Source organism: Gordonia lacunae (assembly GCF_002149015.1).
Classification (GTDB): Bacteria; Actinomycetota; Actinomycetes; order Mycobacteriales; family Mycobacteriaceae; genus Gordonia; species Gordonia lacunae.
In genome coordinates, this window is sequence record NZ_NGFO01000004.1 from 128899 (window position 1) to 145167 (window position 16269).

The following is a 16269-nucleotide window of genomic DNA, read 5'->3' on the forward strand; positions in this document are numbered from 1 at the left end:
CACTGAAGTGTTGTCGCTGTACTGTCATCGCATGGTCGACATCCACCGTCTCCGGGTCCTGCGTTCGGTCATCGGCGAGCAGTCGATCGGCGGGGCCGCGACGGCACTCGGGTACACACCGTCGGCGGTCAGTCAGCACATCGCCACGCTCCAACGCGAGACCGGGCTGTCGCTGGTGGAGCGAGACGGGCGCGGCATCGTGCCGACCGAGGCAGGCACCATCCTGGCGCGCGAGTCCGACACCGTCTTCGAACAGATCGCCCGCGTCGACGGTCTGATCTCGGAGCTGCGCGACGGGCGCCTCGGCCAGTTGCGCATCAACTACTTCGCCTCCGCCGGCACCACCTGGATCCCACCGATCGTCGCGGCGATCTCTCGCGAATTCCCCGGACTGCGACTCGATCTGCGCCTCATCGAACTGATGGGACCCTCGTCGACGTCTCCCGACATCGAGATCTACGTGGCGGACAATCAACACCCCTCTCCCGAGGTCGCCGGCTTCGTCGGTCGCCGACTGACCACAGACCCGTATCACGCAGTCGTGCCGGAGGATTCACCGTGGGCGGCGCTCGACTCGGTCACCCTGCGCGAACTGTCCCAGGTTCCCTGGGTCGACAACGACGTGGCACGCGGACCCTGCCGGCAGGCCCTGCTGGACGCGTGCACGTCGGTGGGCTTCGTACCCGACTTCAGCGTGGAGACACAGGATTACCCGACCGCGATCCGATTCGTCGCGGCCGGGGTCGGACTCACCGTCGTCCCCCGGCTCGCACTCATCGACCTGCCGCCCGGAGTCGCGTCGATCCCGATCGTCGATCCCACACCCGCACGCGAGGTGCGGGTCCGGGTACGCCAGGCCGGACTCGACCTACCGCCGGTCCGACGCGTGCTCGACATGCTCGACGCCGCTGTCGCCCAACCTGTCTCATAGGCTTCGACAGGCTCAGCCGGCGGGAAACAGGCCCAGCCGGCGGGAGCAGGCACAACCCCGGGCGAACGGGTCAGGCGAGCTTGCGCAGGCGTGGGGCGAGGTCGCGTTCGAAGTTCTCCAGGAACCGCTGCTGGTCGTGTCCGGGGGCGTGGAAGACCAGGTGGTTGAGTCCGGCGTCGGTGTAGAACTTGACCTTCTCGACGGCCTCGTCGGGATCGGAGGACACGATCCACCGTTTGGCGACCTGCTCGATCGGCAGTTCGTCGGCCAGACGTTCCATCTCGGTGGAGCTGTTGACGCTGTGCTTCTGTTCCGGGGTCAGCGACAGCGGGGCCCAGAACCGGGTGTTCTCCAGCGCCAGTTCGGGATCGGGATCGTAGGAGATCTTGATCTCGATCATCTTGTCGATGGTGTCGACATCGCGCTCGGCCTTTGCCGCGCCTTCGGCGACGGCGGGCAGCAGCTTCTCGGTGTAGAGCTCAGGACCCTTACCGGAGGTACAGATGAATCCGTCACCGGCACGCCCGGCGTAGCGGGCGACGACCGGGCCGCCGGCGGCGACGTAGACCGGGATCGGTTGCTCGGGAATGTCATACATGTACGCGCCCTGCGTGTGGTAGTACTCGCCGTCGAAGTTGATCTCCTCGCCGGTCCACAACTCACGCATGAGCGTGATCGACTCACGCAGGCGTGCGAAGCGTTCCTTGAACTCCGGCCACTCGCCCTGGAATCCGGTCGCGTACTCGTTGAGCGCTTCGCCGGTCCCGACGCCGAGCATGATGCGCCCGGGGTACAGGCAGCCCATCGTGGCGAAGGCCTGCGCGATGACCGCGGGGTTGTAGCGGAAGGTCGGGGTCATCACCGAGGTGCCGATCTGGACCCGCTTGGTGCGCTCACCGACCGCGGCCATCCAGGCCAGCGAGAACGGGGCGTGTCCGCCGTTGTGCCGCCAGGGCTGGAAGTGATCGCTGACCGCAACCGAATCCATGCCGTGCTCCTCGGCCGCGACCGCGATCTCCACCAGCTCGCGCGGATCGAACTGCTCCGCCGATGCCTTGAAACCGAGCTTGAGTTCTGCCATGTCCGTCGCTCCTTTGCCACCGGCCCGCACCGCCGGCCCGGGCCGGTCTGTCAGTCGCCGAATCGTGTTGTGACCTCGCATACCAACGTAGAGCATGCCCGGAAACAGCGGCGTCGCCAGCCTGTCACCGCGTCAGCCGGCGTGCCTGCCGGCCGCAGCCGCCTCATCGAGCTCACCGACGGTCAACGTCCGGGACGCTCCGGCCCTCGTGTCGGCGATGTGCCGCTCCAGCAGGTCGGCCGCACGCTCGGAGTCGCGGTCGCGCACGGCGTCGAGGATCGCGCGATGCTCGGCCACCGACACGTCGTGCCGCCGGCCCGCGGTCGGCAGGTAGTAGAAACGAACCCGCTTGTTCACGTCGGCGACCATCGACTCGAGAACGCGGTTGTGCGCACACCCGGCGAGCCCGACATGGAAGTCGCAATTGATGGCGGACAGCACCGCGTCATCGGTGGTCGCATCCTGACGCTCGACGATGCGCACGAGGCCGTCGAGTTGCGCGGCCGTGCGTCGTTGCGCCGCAAGCCACGCCGCCTTCCGCTCGACGATGAGCCGCGCCTCGAACAGGTCCGACAGTTCGGCGGCGTCCCGCTCCATGACGTAGGTCCCGCGGTTGTGACGACGGACGACCCACCCCTCGGCTTCCAGGGACCGGAGAGCCTCCCGCACGGGGATGTGGCTGACCCCGGACTCCCGGGCGAGCTCGTCGGCATTGATCCTCGTGCCGGGCGCGAGCCGCCCGGAGAGGATGGCCTCCTCCACGTCGACGCGGATGCGGTCGGCGGGGGCGGGGGTCGCGCCCACGGCGCCGCGCTCGATCATGGCGAGATCCTATATGAACCAGCCCTTTCCGTGCATGGGCGACGCCTGCGTGCGGTCGTCGGCGCGAACGGTGCTTCGCATGGACCTTGGCCCGGCCGTGGTTAATCCGCTGTTAACGACGGCGCAACCGGGGCGCGACGATATCCGCGTTTCCTATAGGAACTTGCATCGAGGTTCGGGAGGAACCATGAGCTCTACCGCAGACATACCGGTCGCCGGCGCCGCCGCGTCGACGTTCGACGAGTACGAGGACCGACCGGTCCCGGCATCGGCGCGCAAGTCGCTCTTCGCGGTGTCGTCGGTGTGGCTGGGGTTCCCGATGATCCTCACCTGCGCCGTCTTCGGCGGCATGATCGTCTACTCGCTCGGATTCTGGCCGGGCATGGCCGCGATCGCGGTCGGCAACCTGATCCTGATGGCCTACGTCGGCCTGCTCAGCTACCAGGCGGGACGCACCGGCGAGAACTTCGCGCTGATGGCGGCCCGGACCTTCGGTGCGAAGGGCTACCGCATCCCGGCGGCCTTCCTCACCACCGTGGTGATCGGCTGGTTCGCCTTCCAGACCGGCCTCACCGGTTCGACACTCGAGGCGAGCATGGGGTGGAACGCCACGGTGATCGCGCTGCTCGCCGGCGTCGGGTACGTGGCGGCGACCCTGCTCGGTATCCGGGCGCTGACCGTGATCGGCATCGTCGCGGCGCCGCTCTACCTCGTCCTCGGCGTCCTCGCCATCGTCGACGCCTCGTCCGCGCCGGGCGCGGCGGAGTTCACCTCCTACGCCGGTGGCGCCGGCGCCACCGCGCTCACCTTCGGTGCCGCGGTCACCCTCGTGGTCGCCCTGTTCGCCGACTCCGGAACCATGACAGCGGATTTCACCCGCTGGTCAGTCAACGGCAAGCAGGCCTTCCTCGCCGCCTTCAGCGCCTTCCCCGTCGGCAACACCATCGCGCTGACCATCGGCGGCGTCATCGTCGCAATGGGAGCAGGCGACGATCCGGCCACCAACGGCGGTGGGTTCCTCGGCATCCTCATCGACAACGGCGGCGTACTGGTCCCGATCGCGATCGCCTTCGTGTTCATCAACCTCGGATCGGTGTGCACGCACTGCCTCTACAACGGCGCCGTCGGCTGGAGCGAGCTCACCGGCATCCGGATGCGCATCCTGACCGTCGCACTCGGGGCCGTCGGCGTGGCGCTCGCGGTCGCCGGCATCTGGCAGCACTTCGAGGACTGGCTCAACCTGCTCGGCGTCGTCGTCCCGCCGCTCGGCGCGGTCCTGATCGTCGACCAGGTGCTGCCACGGACGAGGCGGACCGCATCGGCCGACTCCCCGGCCGCCTGGCGCGCACCATCGTTCGTCGCGTGGGCCGGCGGCGCGATCGCAGCACTCGTCACCCACTATGTCGCCCCGGTTCTGTGCGTCGTCGCGGTGGGGATACTCGTGTCCGGTGTCCTCGCCGCGCTCCTGAGCCGGCGACCATCCGCTCCGTCGACCACGGCACCGGCCACTGCCGAGGACACCGCCTCGGCTCCGGTCTGACGCCCTTCGAGGCTCGTCGCTATCGCTCCTCGCACCTCAGGGAGCAGAACGAGATCTCGTCGCTATCGCTCCTCGCACCTCAGGGAGCAGAACGAGACCCCGTCGCTATCGCTCCTCGCACCTCAGGTAGCAGAACGAGATCCCGTCGCCATCGCTCCTCGCACCTCAGGCATCGGCAGTTCCCCGACAATCAGGAATCGACCATGACATCTGCTGCACCACAAAAGTTTTCGACGATAGGCGCCGCCCGGCCGTATGCGTGGCCCTACGACGGCGGTTTCGACCCCGCCGCCACCGCACTCCTCTGCATCGACTGGCAGACCGACTTCTGCGGACCCGGCGGGTACGTCGATTCGATGGGCTACGACCTGTCGTTGACCCGGGCGCCGCTCGAACCCACCGCCCGGGTCCTGGCCGCGGCGCGCGACGCCGGCCTCACGATCATCCACACCCGAGAGGGACACCGCGCCGACCTGTCCGACCTCCCGGCCAACAAACGCTGGCGGTCGGGACGGATCGGAGCCGAGATCGGCTCCACCGGGCCCTGCGGCCGAATCCTGATCCGCGACGAGCCGGGATGGCAGATCGTCCCGGAGGTCGCTCCCCTCGACGGCGAGATCATCATCGACAAACCGGGCAAAGGCGCCTTCTACGCGACCGACCTCGACCTCGTGCTGCGCACCAACGAGATCACGCACATCATCCTCACCGGCATCACGACCGACGTCTGCGTGCACACCACGATGCGCGAGGCCAACGACCGCGGCTACGAGTGCCTCATCCTCTCGGACTGCACGGGCGCGACCGACCCCGCCAATCACGAGGCTGCCCTGAACATGGTCACGATGCAGGGCGGCGTCTTCGGTGCCGTGGCCGCGTCGTCGGACCTGCTCGACGTGCTGGGCGCCGCGGTGTCCGTCGAGGTCGCGGTCTAGTCCCGATCGGCCGACAACCAGGCGTTCGCTCCCGGCGATTCCTCCGGCAGCGAACAGACTGGACTTGAAGCTCGGTTGAAGTTCTACCGTGGACATCATGAGCATGCAGTCCGTGGCCTGGGACATGATGTACAAGTCCGCCACCCAGCCCAGCAGCAAGCGGTTGCGGGGCGACCGCCGGGTGACACTCCGCCGCATCGGCGAGTTCGCCCGTCCCCACCGGCGTCGTATCGCCTTGTTCCTCGTCCTGTCGGTCTTCACCGCAGTCCTCACGGTGGTGACCCCGCTGCTGGCCGGGCGGGTCGTCAACCTCATCACCGAGAGCGGCTCGGAGACGATGATCGTCGGACTCGCGGTCGCCATCGCGCTGATCGCCGTCGCCGAGGCCGCCGCGGGAATCGGGGTCCGGTGGCTGTCGGCGAACATCGGCGAGGGCCTCATCCTCGATCTGCGTCGAGCCGTCTTCGACCACGTGCAGCAGATGCCGGTCGCGTTCTTCACCCGTACCCGCACCGGCGCTCTGGTGAGCCGGCTCAACAACGACGTCATCGGCGCCCAACGCGCATTCAGCGACACCCTGTCCGGCGTCGTGTCCAACATCGTCACGCTCACCCTGACCCTCGCGGTGATGATCGCGATCAGCTGGCAGATCACGCTGCTCGCGCTGATCCTGCTGCCGGTCTTCGTCGTACCGGCGCGGCGGATGGGCCGGCGCATGGCCGCGCTGTCCCGCGAGGCCGCCGAGCACAACGCCCGGATGTCGACGCAGATGACCGAGAGGTTCTCCGCCCCCGGTGCCACGCTGGTGAAACTCTTCGGACGCCCCGACCTCGAGTCGCGCGAGTTCGCCGAACGCGCCGACCGCGTCCGCGACATCGGCGTGCGCCGGTCGATGCTGCAGGCGTACTTCATGACGACGCTGATGCTGGTCTCCGCGCTCGCCCTCGCCCTGGTCTACGGACTCGGCGGATGGCTTGCGGTGCAGGATCATCTGTCCGCGGGCGCGGTCGTGTCATTGGCCCTGCTGCTGACCCGGATGTATGCGCCACTGACCGCCCTGGCGAATGCACGTGTCGAGATCATGAGTGCGCTGGTCAGTTTCGAGCGCGTCTTCGAGGTGCTCGATCTGCGGCCACTCATCACCGACGCCCCGGACGCGATCCCGGTTCCCGGCACCGAGAGTGGGCGGCCCGTGCCGGTGTCCGTCCGGTTCGAGGACGTCACGTTCGCCTATCCGGCGGCCGACAAGGTGTCCCTGGCCTCGCTGGAAGAGGTTGCCCAGCTGGACAATCGAGCCGGGACGACGGTGCTGCACAACGTCGACCTCGACGTCCCGGCCGGAAGCATGGTGGCCCTCGTGGGCAGTTCAGGTGCCGGGAAGTCGACGATCGCGAGTCTCGCGACCCGCCTCTACGACGTCGACGAGGGCTCGATCCAGCTCGCCGGAGTGGACATCCGCCGGTTGCAGACCGCGTCAGTGCACCGGACGGTCGGCCTCGTCACCCAGGACGGCCACCTCTTCCACGACACCATCCGCGCCAACCTCGTTCTCGCGCAGCCCGACACCTCCGACGACGAGATCTGGGACGCGCTCCGGCGCGCTCGGCTCGACGGCCTCGTCGGCTCGCTGCCCGATGGACTGGACACGGTTGTCGGCGAACGCGGCTACCGACTGTCCGGCGGTGAGCGGCAACGGATGACGATCGCCCGTCTGCTCCTCGCCCAGCCGTCGGTCGTCATCCTCGACGAGGCGACCGCACATCTCGACTCGACGTCGGAGGCGGCGGTTCAGGAGGCGCTCGGCGAGGCGCTCGAGGGGCGGACCTCGATCGTCATCGCCCACCGGCTCTCGACGATCCGGGCCGCCGACGAGATCGTCGTACTCGAAGGTGGGCGCGTCGTCGAGCGCGGTGATCACCCGACGCTCCTCGCCCGCAACGGACGCTACGCCGAGCTCTACCGCACGCAGTTCGCCGAGGACGACCCCGAGGACTCGGATTCGCTGACCGCGTGACCCTTCGTGACGCGGCCTCCGCAAACTCCGACCGCTCCTCAGGCAGCAGGAGCAGACACCGACCCCGCAAACTCCGACCGCTCCTCAGGCAGCAGGGGCAGACACCGACCCCGCAAACTCCGACCGCTCCTCAGGGAGCAGGGGCAGACGCCGGCCCCGTGCGTCCAGAGAGGGTCCGATTTCCTGCTCCCTGAGGTGCGAGCGAAGCGAGCCACGAAGGGTCTCGTCAGGGACCGTGGTGGATTCAGTCGTCGAGGTCGTCGAAGTTGTCGATCAACCCGCGGCGGCGGGGACGGTCGTCGGCGTCCTTGACCCGTTCCCCGAGGCGGCGCCGGAGCTGCATGGCGATCAGCACGATGTTGACGACCACCACGGCGATCCCGACCGCCACCCAGAACCATCGGCCCTCCTGCCACCAGCCGACGGTCAGCCAGCCGATGCAGAAGATGAGGATGGTCGCGCCGACGATGGTCAGCGTCATCGAGAACGTCTGCGCGCTCCGCGAGAAGTCGGGGCCGGTGGTCACGATGATCTCCTGCATTCGGGGATGGCTGCTGTCTCGGCCCGTCCCGCCGTGAACGATGTCGTGGTGGGGCAATTCAGGACTGGATCACCATGACAACCGCGACGAGGACGGCCACCATCACTATCGCAGCGACCACGAGCATGACCTGCCGCGGCCCCGGCATATCGCCACCGGTGACCAGCGCCCGCGACGTCCGCCGCCACCGCCAGGCGCCGAGAACCGCCAGCGAGGCACCCAGCCCGACCATCAGAACACCCAGCACGATGTCGAGCAGCGGAGTGGTCTCGTCGGGTGAGAGGTAGACGACGGCGATACCGGCGGCGATGAAACCGAGCGCGGTCCGGACCCACGCGAGCAGCGTGCGCTCGGCGGCGAGGGTGAAGCGGGCGTCCACCGCGCCGGGCGGTCTGATCTCCAGCTCGTCGGCGTACGACGGGCCCGACGGCGCGGGAGCCGGAGCGTTCACACCGTCAGCCGGCCCGCTTACCCGTTCGTTCGTCAGTGGTCTTGCCCTCTCGGATCGCTTCGGCGGCGAAGGCCGCGGTCACCTCGACCGCGTCCAGGGTCTCCGGGTGATGTGCGCTCAGCACCGGAAACGCGTGTACCTGCCAAGCGTAACTGTGCGCCACCGCGGTGACGCCCGCCTCGTCCAGCGATTCGACGAGGTCGATGACATCGGGCTCGAGCATCTCCCCCTCGGCCGCCACGAGCACGGTCGGCGGGAAGGACGTGAGGTCGGCGTCGGCGATACGCCGGACCCCGGTGAGCTCGACGGGGCCCTGGTCGAACTGCGGCGCCAGGCGCGCCATCTTGGACTTGGGCAGGTAGGCGTCAGAGCGGCTGGACCGGTCCGGATGGATGCCGAGATCCATGTCGAGCAGCGGCGAGAAACCGATCAGCGCCGCCGGCGTGGGCAGTCCCCGCGTGACGGCCGCCTCGACGACCTTCGCGGCCAGGAAGCCGCCAGCCGAGTCCCCGGCGACGATGACCCGGCGGAAGCCCCGCTCGTTGATCAGCTCGGCATAGGCGTCGACGGCGTCGACGACGGAGGTGCCGACACCCGCCTTCGGCAGCTGGCGGTACTCCAGCGAGAACACCGGCACCTCACAGGCTCGCGCCATCCGTGCGGCTATCGACCGGTGTGTACCGAGTCCGCAGACGACGAAGGCGCCGCCGTGCAGATAGAGCATGGCGGTATCGCTGTCCCGGCGGGACGGTCCGACCGGCATGATCAGCTCGGCCGGACGACCGGCCAGGACCAGTTGCTCGCGGACCACACCCCGGGGCTTGGGCCCGACCGCCATGAGCCGGTCGATGAGGAACAGTCCCGCCAGCCCCTGCTTGTTGACCGGCCACAACGCCAGTGTCGGCTTCAGGAACACGCGTGCTCCGAACCACATGGGGAACGACCGAAGGCTCGGCCGACGGTGGTGAACGATGGGCATCAGATCCTCCTGGCCCGAAGCTACACCTCACGGCCGTCCGTTTCAGTACGTTCGTCGGGGTCGCCGTTCACTGTGTCGAGGTCTGTCGGTCACCTTCGTCGGCTATATTCTCGGACTCGTGACCAGATCGCGGATGTGCCCGGCAGGTGCCGGTTAGGTGCCGATTCCACCCCAGTTCCTGCTGTCTGCGCAGGCAGACCCCCCTCGCACCCTCTGCGATGTCCTCACCGCCACCGCGCGAGCACACCCGGACGCGGCGGCCATCGACGACGGTGAGATGACCCTGACCTACGGCCAGTTGCTGGCCGTGGTCCGCCGCACCGTCGCGCGCCTCGGCGAGGTCGGCGTCGGGCGCGGCAGCCGGGTCGGCATCCGGATGCCCTCGGGCTCGCGAGACCTCTACGTGGCGATCCTGGCGACCCTCTATGCGGGTGCCGCGTACGTCCCGGTCGATGCCGACGACCCGGACGAGCGCGCCGAACTCGTCTTCGGCGAGGCCGGTGTCGACGCCATCGTCGACGCCGACGGACCCCGTTCGACGAGATCGACGCCCACTCCCGCGGAACCCCCGGCCCGCCCGACGCCCGACGACGACGCGTGGATCATCTTCACCTCCGGGTCAACCGGGAAGCCCAAGGGCGTCGCGGTCACCCACCGCAACGCCGCGGCCTTCGTCGACGCCGAGGCGGCGATGTTCCTGCCGGACGCCCCGATCGGTCCGCACGACCGGGTCCTGGCCGGATTGTCGGTCGCCTTCGATGCCTCGTGCGAGGAGATGTGGCTCGCGTGGCGCAACGGTGCGTGCCTGGTGCCCGCACCGCGCTCGCTGGTCCGCAGCGGCATGGATCTCGGGCCGTGGCTGGTAGCGCGCGACATCACCGTCGTGTCGACGGTGCCCACCCTGGCCTCGCTGTGGCCGCCGGAAGCCCTGGAAGCGGTGCGGCTGTTGATCTTCGGCGGCGAGGCCTGCCCGCCCGAACTCGCCGACCGGCTCGCCGTCCCGGGGCGCGAGGTGTGGAACACCTACGGCCCGACCGAGGCAACGGTCGTGGCCTGCGCCGCACCGTTGGGCGGCGACGGCCCGGTACGTATCGGATTGCCGTTGCGCGGCTGGGATCTCGCGGTCGTCGACGCCCAGGGACAACCGGTGGACGAAGGCGAGGTCGGCGAGCTGGTGATCGGCGGCGTCGGCCTGGCCCGATATCTCGATCCCGCGAAGGACGCGGAGAAGTACGCGCCGATGCCGACCCTCGGCTGGGAACGCGCCTATCGCAGTGGCGATCTGGTGCGCCTGGACACCGCGGGCCTGTTGTTCATGGGCCGCGCCGACGACCAGGTGAAGGTCGGCGGCCGGCGTATCGAACTCGGTGAGATCGACAACGCACTGCAGAACCTGCCCGGGGTGAGCGGGGCCGCGGCCGCGGTCCGCAAGTCCGCGGCGGGCAACAGTCTCCTCGTCGGTTACCTGGTGTCGGCCGATCCCGCCTTCGACGTCGCCGACGCGCACGCCGAGTTGCGGCGCCAACTGCCCGCCGCGATGGTTCCCACCCTGGCCGTTGTCGACGAACTGCCTACGCGCACTTCGGGAAAGGTTGATCGTGATGCGCTGCCCTGGCCCCTGCCGGGCAGCAGCAGACCAGTGGATGACGATGTAGAACTCAGTGAGACCGAGCTGTGGCTGGCGCAACTGTGGACCGATGTCCTCGGCTTGACCGTCTCCAGCCCGGACGTCGACTTCTTCGCCGAGGGCGGCGGGTCGCTGGCGGCCGCACAGCTCGTCACCGCGGTGCGCGAACGGTACCCCGACATCTCGGTGGCCGACCTCTACGACCATCCTCGCCTGGGGTCCATGGCCGAGATGCTCGACGCGCGTCGCCCGACGACGAGCGTCGACGAACGCCACATCGAACCGACCCCGCGCTCGGCCGGGCTGGCGCAGCTGGCACTCACCCTCCCGTTGACGACGCTCACCGGATTGCAGTGGGCGACGTGGCTCGGCGTGGTCAACAACCTCGCGGTGCTCGCCGCCGAGCGGATGAACCGCACGGTCGAGTGGCTGGTCGAGATCAACTGGTGGGTCCTGCTGGCAGCCTTCCTGGTCGTCATCACCCCACCCGGACGCATGTGCATCGCGGCCCTCGGCGCCCGAGTGCTCCTCGCCGGCGTCACTCCGGGCGTCTACCCGCGAGGCGGCAGCGTCCATGTGCGTCTGTGGGTGGCCGAACGGCTCCTCGATGCCAGCGGAGCCGCCAACCTGTCCGGGGCACCGTGGATGATCTATCTCGCCCGGGCTCTCGGGGCGACGATCGGTCGCGGCGTCGACCTGCACACCATCCCGCCGGTGACCGGACTGCTCACCGTCGGCGACGGCGCATCGGTCGAACCCGAGGTCGACATCTCCGGCTGGTGGATCGACGGCGACGACGTCCACATCGGCGAGATCGCCATCAAACGTGGGGCCTCGATCGGCGCACGGTCGACGCTCACCCCGGGCGCGGTCGTCGGCCGCGACGCCGTCGTCGCCCCCGGGTCGGCGGTGTTCGGCCGGGTCAAGGCCCGCCAGCACTGGGCCGGCTCGCCCGCGGTCAAGATCGGGAAGGCCGAGCACCCCTGGCCGGACCACCGACCGCCCCGGGCGACGTGGTGGGTACCGATCTACGGACTGTCGTCGCTGGGGCTGGCCGCGATACCGCTCCTCTCGCTCGCATCAGGCCTGGCCGTCATCGGGGCCTGGGCCCTGACCGCGGACCGGTTGCGCGACGCCGGGATTCGCGCGCTGATCCTGCTGCCCGCGGCCACCGTCACGAGCCTCTTCGTGTTCGCCGCGATCACCGCGGCCCTGGTCCGGCTCGCCTCGATCGGCCTGCACACCGGATACCACCCGGTCCGCTCCCGTGTCGGCTGGCAGGTCTGGATCACCGAGCGCCTTCTCGACGCCGCGCGCACCTACCTGTTCCCGCTGTACGCGAGCCTGCTGACGCCGACCTGGTTCCGCATCCTCGGTGCGAAGGTGGGTGTGGGGACCGAGATCTCCACCGCACTCGTACTCCCCCGGTTCACCACCATCGGCGACGGCGCCTTCCTCGCCGACGACACGATGGTCGCGTCGTACGAACTCGGCGGCGGCTGGCTGCACATCGACGAGGCGAAGATCGGCAAGCGATCCTTCCTCGGCAACTCCGGCATGACCGGGCCCGGACGCAAGGTCCCCAAGAACGGTCTGGTGGCGGTGTTGTCGGCGACGCCCGATCGCGCGAAGTCGGGATCGAGCTGGCTCGGCAGCCCGCCGGTGCGCCTACGGCGGACCGCCGCCGAGATCGACACCTCGCGCACGTTCGACCCGCCGGCGACGCTGAAGATCGCCCGCTCACTCATCGAGACGCTGCGTCTGGTGCCGGTGATGGTGTCGTTCGGGCTGGGCGTCGGGCTGCTGCTCGCACTGCAATACGTCGCGGTGCACGTGCACTATGGGGTCGCGGCCCTGGTGAGCGGCCTGCTCCTGCTGGTCGTCGGCGCGATCGCCTGCATCACCGCCGCCGCGGCCAAATGGCTCGTCGTCGGCCGCATCACGGTCAGCGAGCACCCGCTGTGGAGCTCGTTCGTCTGGCGGAACGAACTGTCCGACGCCTTCGTGGAGACCGTTGCGGCCCCCTGGTTCGCCAACGCCGCGACCGGCACGCCGATCCTCAATCTGTGGCTGCGGATGCTCGGCGCGAAGATCGGCCGCGGCGTCTGGTGCGAGACCTACTGGCTTCCCGAGGCCGACCTCGTCACCCTCGGCGACGGCGCGACCGTGCAACGCGGCTGCGTGGTCCAGACCCATCTGTTCCACGACCGCGTCATGGCCATCGACCGCGTCACGCTCGGGGCGGGTGCGACCCTCGGCCCGCACTGCGTCGCCCTGCCCGCATCCGGACTCGGCGACTCGGCGACCGTCGGGCCGGCGTCGCTGGTCATGCGCGGCGACGTGGTCCCGGCTCACACCCGCTGGCAGGGGAACCCCATCGCTCCCTGGCCGCGCTGATCCGAAGGGACCGCATAACCGCAGGTCACAGCCCCTGCTCCCTGAGGAGCGAGGAGCGAGGAGCGAGGAGCGAGGAGCGAAAGCGACGAGCCACGAAGGGTTGGCGACACACCTCGCCAGGACCCTTCGTGACGGCCTCCGCAAGCTCCGGCCTCCTCAGGGAGCAGTTAGAGGGCTCACTCCGGGCGCACCGGGCTCTTTCGTAGTTCCGGCTCAGACCGCCGGCTCGCCGGCGACCGGCTGCTCGACCTTCTTCGGCAGCGTGAGCAGCGTGGCGATCGACAGTGCGACGAGCATGATGCCGCCGACCCAGGCGAGTACCTCGAGCGAGAAGGCGGGCAGCACCATCATCACGATGCCCGCGATGATCGCGATGACGCCCGAGATGATCAGGAACCAGGTGGGGGCGTGACCCGATTTGGTGATCGCCGCGTACAGGTCGGCGACGCCCTGGAAGATCCAGCCGATACCGATGAACACCGCGAGTAGCCAGACCGCGTCGCCCGGGCTGAACAGCGCGATCACACCGGCCAGCAGCACGATTGCGCCGACGATGCCCAGCATCACCCGGACCCCGGTGCTCAGGAACGACGCCGCGAAGGCCTGATAGATACGGAAGATGCCGGCGATGATCAGCGAGATCGCGAACAGGATCGCGAGCACGACGATGGTCGGGCCGGGCCACAGGATCGCGATGACCCCGATCACGATGCCGACGATCGACGTGATGATGAGTGCCGTGCGCACGGCACCGACCAGTTCGTCGGGGAAGTGTTTGGTGTAGACCGTGGCGAAAGTCATGGTGGGAGGTTATCCGGCACTGGAGGATCCGGCGCGCTATTCGCGCAGGACTGGCACAAACCCGACCGTCGTCGTCGGTGCGGGTGACCAGGGGGTAACAAGTAACGATGACCAACATCGCTTTCTTCGAGCCGATCAGCGCAACCGGCCGGCCCGACGAGGGACTCCGGTACCGGCCGACCACCTTCGCTGCCAGCCTGTGGGCACCCGGGACCCTGAACGGCCCGGCGGTGTGCGGCCTCGCCGCGCGGGCCGTCGAAGCCGAGTTCGGGAACGACGAGTTCGTACCCGCCCGGTGCACCATCGACCTGTTCAAGGCGGCGCGTGACATCGTCACCTCGACGAGGGTCCGTCTCGTCCGGTCCGGCGGACGCATCCGGGTCGTCGATGTCGACGTGGTGCAGCATCCCGACGGCGCCGACGAGGTGGTCGTGGCCCGCGGCACGACGGTGTTCCTGCGCACCTCGACCAATCCGCCCGGACAGCGGTGGCAGCGGCCCGCGGACGCGGTCACCTTCCGCGCACCGGAGATCATCGCCGACGACGACCTGTCGCCCCGGTTCGCCTCCGACGCCGCGGACGACACCGTCGGCGAGTGGGAGAAGGACATGGCGAATCACCAGAACGGGCACCGCAAACGGATGTGGTCCCGCGCCGCGCCCATCGTGGCGGGTGAGAAGCTCACCCCCTTCCAGCGCGCGGTTGTCAGCGCCGAGTCCGCGAGCCTCGTGTCGAACTGGGGCAGCACCGGCATCGGCTTCATCAACTGCGATCTGACCGTTGCCCTGAGCCGGCTGCCGTCGGGCGAGCGGGTCGGCGTCGAGGCCGACGTCCACATCGAGGACGACGGCGTCTCGGTCAGCAATGCGGGCCTCTACGACGCGGAGGGGATGTTCGGGACCGCGCTCGTGACCGCGGTGAACAACGCGGCGGCGCAGATCGACTTCACCACCGTGGACACCTCGGAGCGCTATCGGGAAGCCTGAGTCCGCACGGCTTTCAGCCTCGCGAAGCACGTCGTGCACCTCACACATATCTCTCAGGTCTTGATAAGGTCACGGCCATGACACGGCGCCTCTCACGGCTCTTCCTGGGTCTTGTCGTCTCCGTACTGGCTGTTGCACTGACGACCACCCTGGCCGCCTCACCCGCTCACGCGGCCCGCTATGCCAACGGTCCGGCGACCATCGTCAACCGGCTGACCGGCCCGTTCGCGATGAACGACACCATCGGACGGTTCAACATCGTCGGCACCGATCTGGGCGTCATGTGGGACAACGGTCGCGGCGAGATCCTCACCGCGTTCGGTGACACCCAGTCGTTCAACGGTTGGTCCCTGCTCTACGGCGAGCTCTTCTACTGGCGGTCCAACGTCCTGCTCCGCAGCACGGATCCCTACCTCGCCGACGGCATGACGTTCACTTCCCATGCCGGCCGTCCCGGACACGCCAAGCGTCTGCTGAAGCCGAATGTGCGCCGCGAGGTCACCATCATCCCGACCGCGGGCGTGGCCGCCAACGGCAAGCAGTACATGACCGTGATGTCGGTGAAGCGCTGGGACTCGCCCGGCATCTGGACCACCAACTGGGCCGGTCTCGTGTCGTCCTCGGACAACGGCGAGAACTGGCGAGCGGTGAACGCCTTCCGCCCCAACGGGGGCGGCAACAAGAAGTTCCAGATGGGCGCCTTCCTCAAGGTCGGCAAGACCGTCTACTACTACGGCACCCCCGACGGACGCTGGGGCGGCGTCTATCTCGCACGCGTGGACGAGAAGGACATCGAGCATCTCGGCAAGTGGCAGTACTTCTCCTACGGCCGGTGGGTTCCGGGCAACCCCGACGCCGCCACCCCGGTGATGGGCGCGCCGACGGGTGAACTGTCGGTGCAGTGGAACGACTACCTCGGCAAGTACATCTCACTGGCCAGCCAGGACGTCGGCGTCACCCTGCGGACCGCCGACAACCCCTGGGGCCCATGGACTTCCGGCGAGATCGTCGCACCCTCGGTGGACCCGTACACGGGTTACGCGCCCTACATCCATCCGTGGTCGAAGGGCAGCACCCTGTACTTCACCTACTCGATCTCCATCGGGTACCAGGTGTACCTCATGCGGCTCCCGCTGCGCCGCGGCTGATCTCGACCACTGCCAC

13 protein-coding genes are annotated in these 16269 nt (G+C 68.7%); 7 read left to right on the top strand and 6 right to left on the bottom strand.

The features are described from left to right. Positions 1-31 precede the first annotated feature (31 nt). Entirely contained in the window at positions 32-931 is a 900-nt protein-coding gene (locus CA982_RS05050; protein WP_086534251.1) for a LysR family transcriptional regulator, read from the top strand. A 70-nt stretch (positions 932-1001) separates the two neighbouring features. Here CA982_RS05050 and fgd read toward each other — a convergent pair whose 3' ends face one another. Together fgd and CA982_RS05060 are read right to left on the bottom strand one after the other, a co-directional pair. After that, on the bottom strand, positions 1002-2012 hold the full coding sequence (fgd, locus tag CA982_RS05055) for a glucose-6-phosphate dehydrogenase (coenzyme-F420) (RefSeq protein ID WP_086534252.1): 1011 nt from the start codon (positions 2010-2012) through the stop codon (positions 1002-1004). A gap of 132 nt (positions 2013-2144) precedes the next feature. After that, on the bottom strand, positions 2145-2834 hold the full coding sequence (locus tag CA982_RS05060; protein WP_086534253.1) for a GntR family transcriptional regulator: 690 nt from the start codon (positions 2832-2834) through the stop codon (positions 2145-2147). Positions 2835-3021: 187 nt separating this feature from the next. Between CA982_RS05060 and CA982_RS05065 the strand changes: the two genes are divergently transcribed. The 3 genes from CA982_RS05065 to CA982_RS05075 all read left to right on the top strand — a co-directional run bounded on the left by CA982_RS05065 (position 3022) and on the right by CA982_RS05075 (position 7323). Continuing rightward, the gene (locus tag CA982_RS05065) at positions 3022-4374 is read left to right on the top strand and encodes a cytosine permease (protein ID WP_086534254.1); all 1353 of its coding nucleotides are present in this window, start codon (positions 3022-3024) and stop codon (positions 4372-4374) included. 203 nt (positions 4375-4577) lie between these two features. Continuing rightward, a complete protein-coding gene (gene biuH, locus CA982_RS05070; protein ID WP_086534255.1) occupies positions 4578-5309 on the top strand; it encodes a biuret amidohydrolase in 732 nt (243 codons plus the stop codon). Positions 5310-5406: 97 nt separating this feature from the next. Continuing rightward, positions 5407-7323 (top strand): ABC transporter ATP-binding protein, encoded by a 1917-nt coding sequence (locus CA982_RS05075; protein WP_086534356.1) that lies wholly within the window; start codon positions 5407-5409, stop codon positions 7321-7323. Positions 7324-7567: 244 nt separating this feature from the next. On the opposite strand, the gene CA982_RS05080 is transcribed toward CA982_RS05075, so the two are convergent. The 3 genes from CA982_RS05080 to CA982_RS05090 all read right to left on the bottom strand — a co-directional run bounded on the left by CA982_RS05080 (position 7568) and on the right by CA982_RS05090 (position 9294). Beyond that, positions 7568-7849, bottom strand: coding sequence for a hypothetical protein (locus CA982_RS05080; protein WP_086534357.1), 282 nt, complete (start codon positions 7847-7849; stop codon positions 7568-7570). 73 nt (positions 7850-7922) lie between these two features. Next, positions 7923-8315, bottom strand: a complete 393-nt coding sequence (locus CA982_RS05085; protein WP_086534256.1) for a YidH family protein — start codon at positions 8313-8315, stop codon at positions 7923-7925. A gap of 4 nt (positions 8316-8319) precedes the next feature. After that, entirely contained in the window at positions 8320-9294 is a 975-nt protein-coding gene (locus CA982_RS05090; protein WP_086534257.1) for an alpha/beta hydrolase, read from the bottom strand. A gap of 157 nt (positions 9295-9451) precedes the next feature. On the opposite strand from CA982_RS05090, the gene CA982_RS05095 reads away from it, so the two are divergent. Then, positions 9452-13318, top strand: coding sequence for a Pls/PosA family non-ribosomal peptide synthetase (locus CA982_RS05095; RefSeq protein WP_086534258.1), 3867 nt, complete (start codon positions 9452-9454; stop codon positions 13316-13318). A 213-nt stretch (positions 13319-13531) separates the two neighbouring features. Here the strand turns inward: CA982_RS05095 and CA982_RS05100 are convergent, their stop codons facing one another. Beyond that, the gene (locus CA982_RS05100; RefSeq protein ID WP_086534259.1) at positions 13532-14119 is read right to left on the bottom strand and encodes an HdeD family acid-resistance protein; all 588 of its coding nucleotides are present in this window, start codon (positions 14117-14119) and stop codon (positions 13532-13534) included. Positions 14120-14226: 107 nt separating this feature from the next. Here CA982_RS05100 and CA982_RS05105 point away from each other — a divergent pair, with 107 nt between their 5' ends. Both CA982_RS05105 and CA982_RS05110 read left to right on the top strand, forming a co-directional pair. Further along, a complete protein-coding gene (locus tag CA982_RS05105) occupies positions 14227-15105 on the top strand; it encodes an acyl-CoA thioesterase domain-containing protein (RefSeq protein WP_086534260.1) in 879 nt (292 codons plus the stop codon). A gap of 77 nt (positions 15106-15182) precedes the next feature. Continuing rightward, on the top strand, positions 15183-16253 hold the full coding sequence (locus CA982_RS05110) for a DUF4185 domain-containing protein (RefSeq protein WP_086534261.1): 1071 nt from the start codon (positions 15183-15185) through the stop codon (positions 16251-16253). Positions 16254-16269: the final 16 nt, after the last annotated feature.

What these genes read in the sequence shown, in the direction of transcription:
- biuH (WP_086534255.1), top strand. Translation starts at nt 4,578, where the DNA reads ATGACATCTGCTGCACCACAAAAGTTTTCGACGATAGGCGCCGCCCGG.
- fgd (WP_086534252.1), bottom strand. Translation starts at nt 2,012, where the DNA reads ATGGCAGAACTCAAGCTCGGTTTCAAGGCATCGGCGGAGCAGTTCGAT.
- CA982_RS05050 (WP_086534251.1), top strand. Translation starts at nt 32, where the DNA reads ATGGTCGACATCCACCGTCTCCGGGTCCTGCGTTCGGTCATCGGCGAG.
- CA982_RS05105 (WP_086534260.1), top strand. Translation starts at nt 14,227, where the DNA reads ATGACCAACATCGCTTTCTTCGAGCCGATCAGCGCAACCGGCCGGCCC.
- CA982_RS05075 (WP_086534356.1), top strand. Translation starts at nt 5,407, where the DNA reads ATGAGCATGCAGTCCGTGGCCTGGGACATGATGTACAAGTCCGCCACC.
- CA982_RS05060 (WP_086534253.1), bottom strand. Translation starts at nt 2,834, where the DNA reads ATGATCGAGCGCGGCGCCGTGGGCGCGACCCCCGCCCCCGCCGACCGC.
- CA982_RS05090 (WP_086534257.1), bottom strand. Translation starts at nt 9,294, where the DNA reads ATGCCCATCGTTCACCACCGTCGGCCGAGCCTTCGGTCGTTCCCCATG.
- CA982_RS05065 (WP_086534254.1), top strand. Translation starts at nt 3,022, where the DNA reads ATGAGCTCTACCGCAGACATACCGGTCGCCGGCGCCGCCGCGTCGACG.
- CA982_RS05100 (WP_086534259.1), bottom strand. Translation starts at nt 14,119, where the DNA reads ATGACTTTCGCCACGGTCTACACCAAACACTTCCCCGACGAACTGGTC.
- CA982_RS05110 (WP_086534261.1), top strand. Translation starts at nt 15,183, where the DNA reads ATGACACGGCGCCTCTCACGGCTCTTCCTGGGTCTTGTCGTCTCCGTA.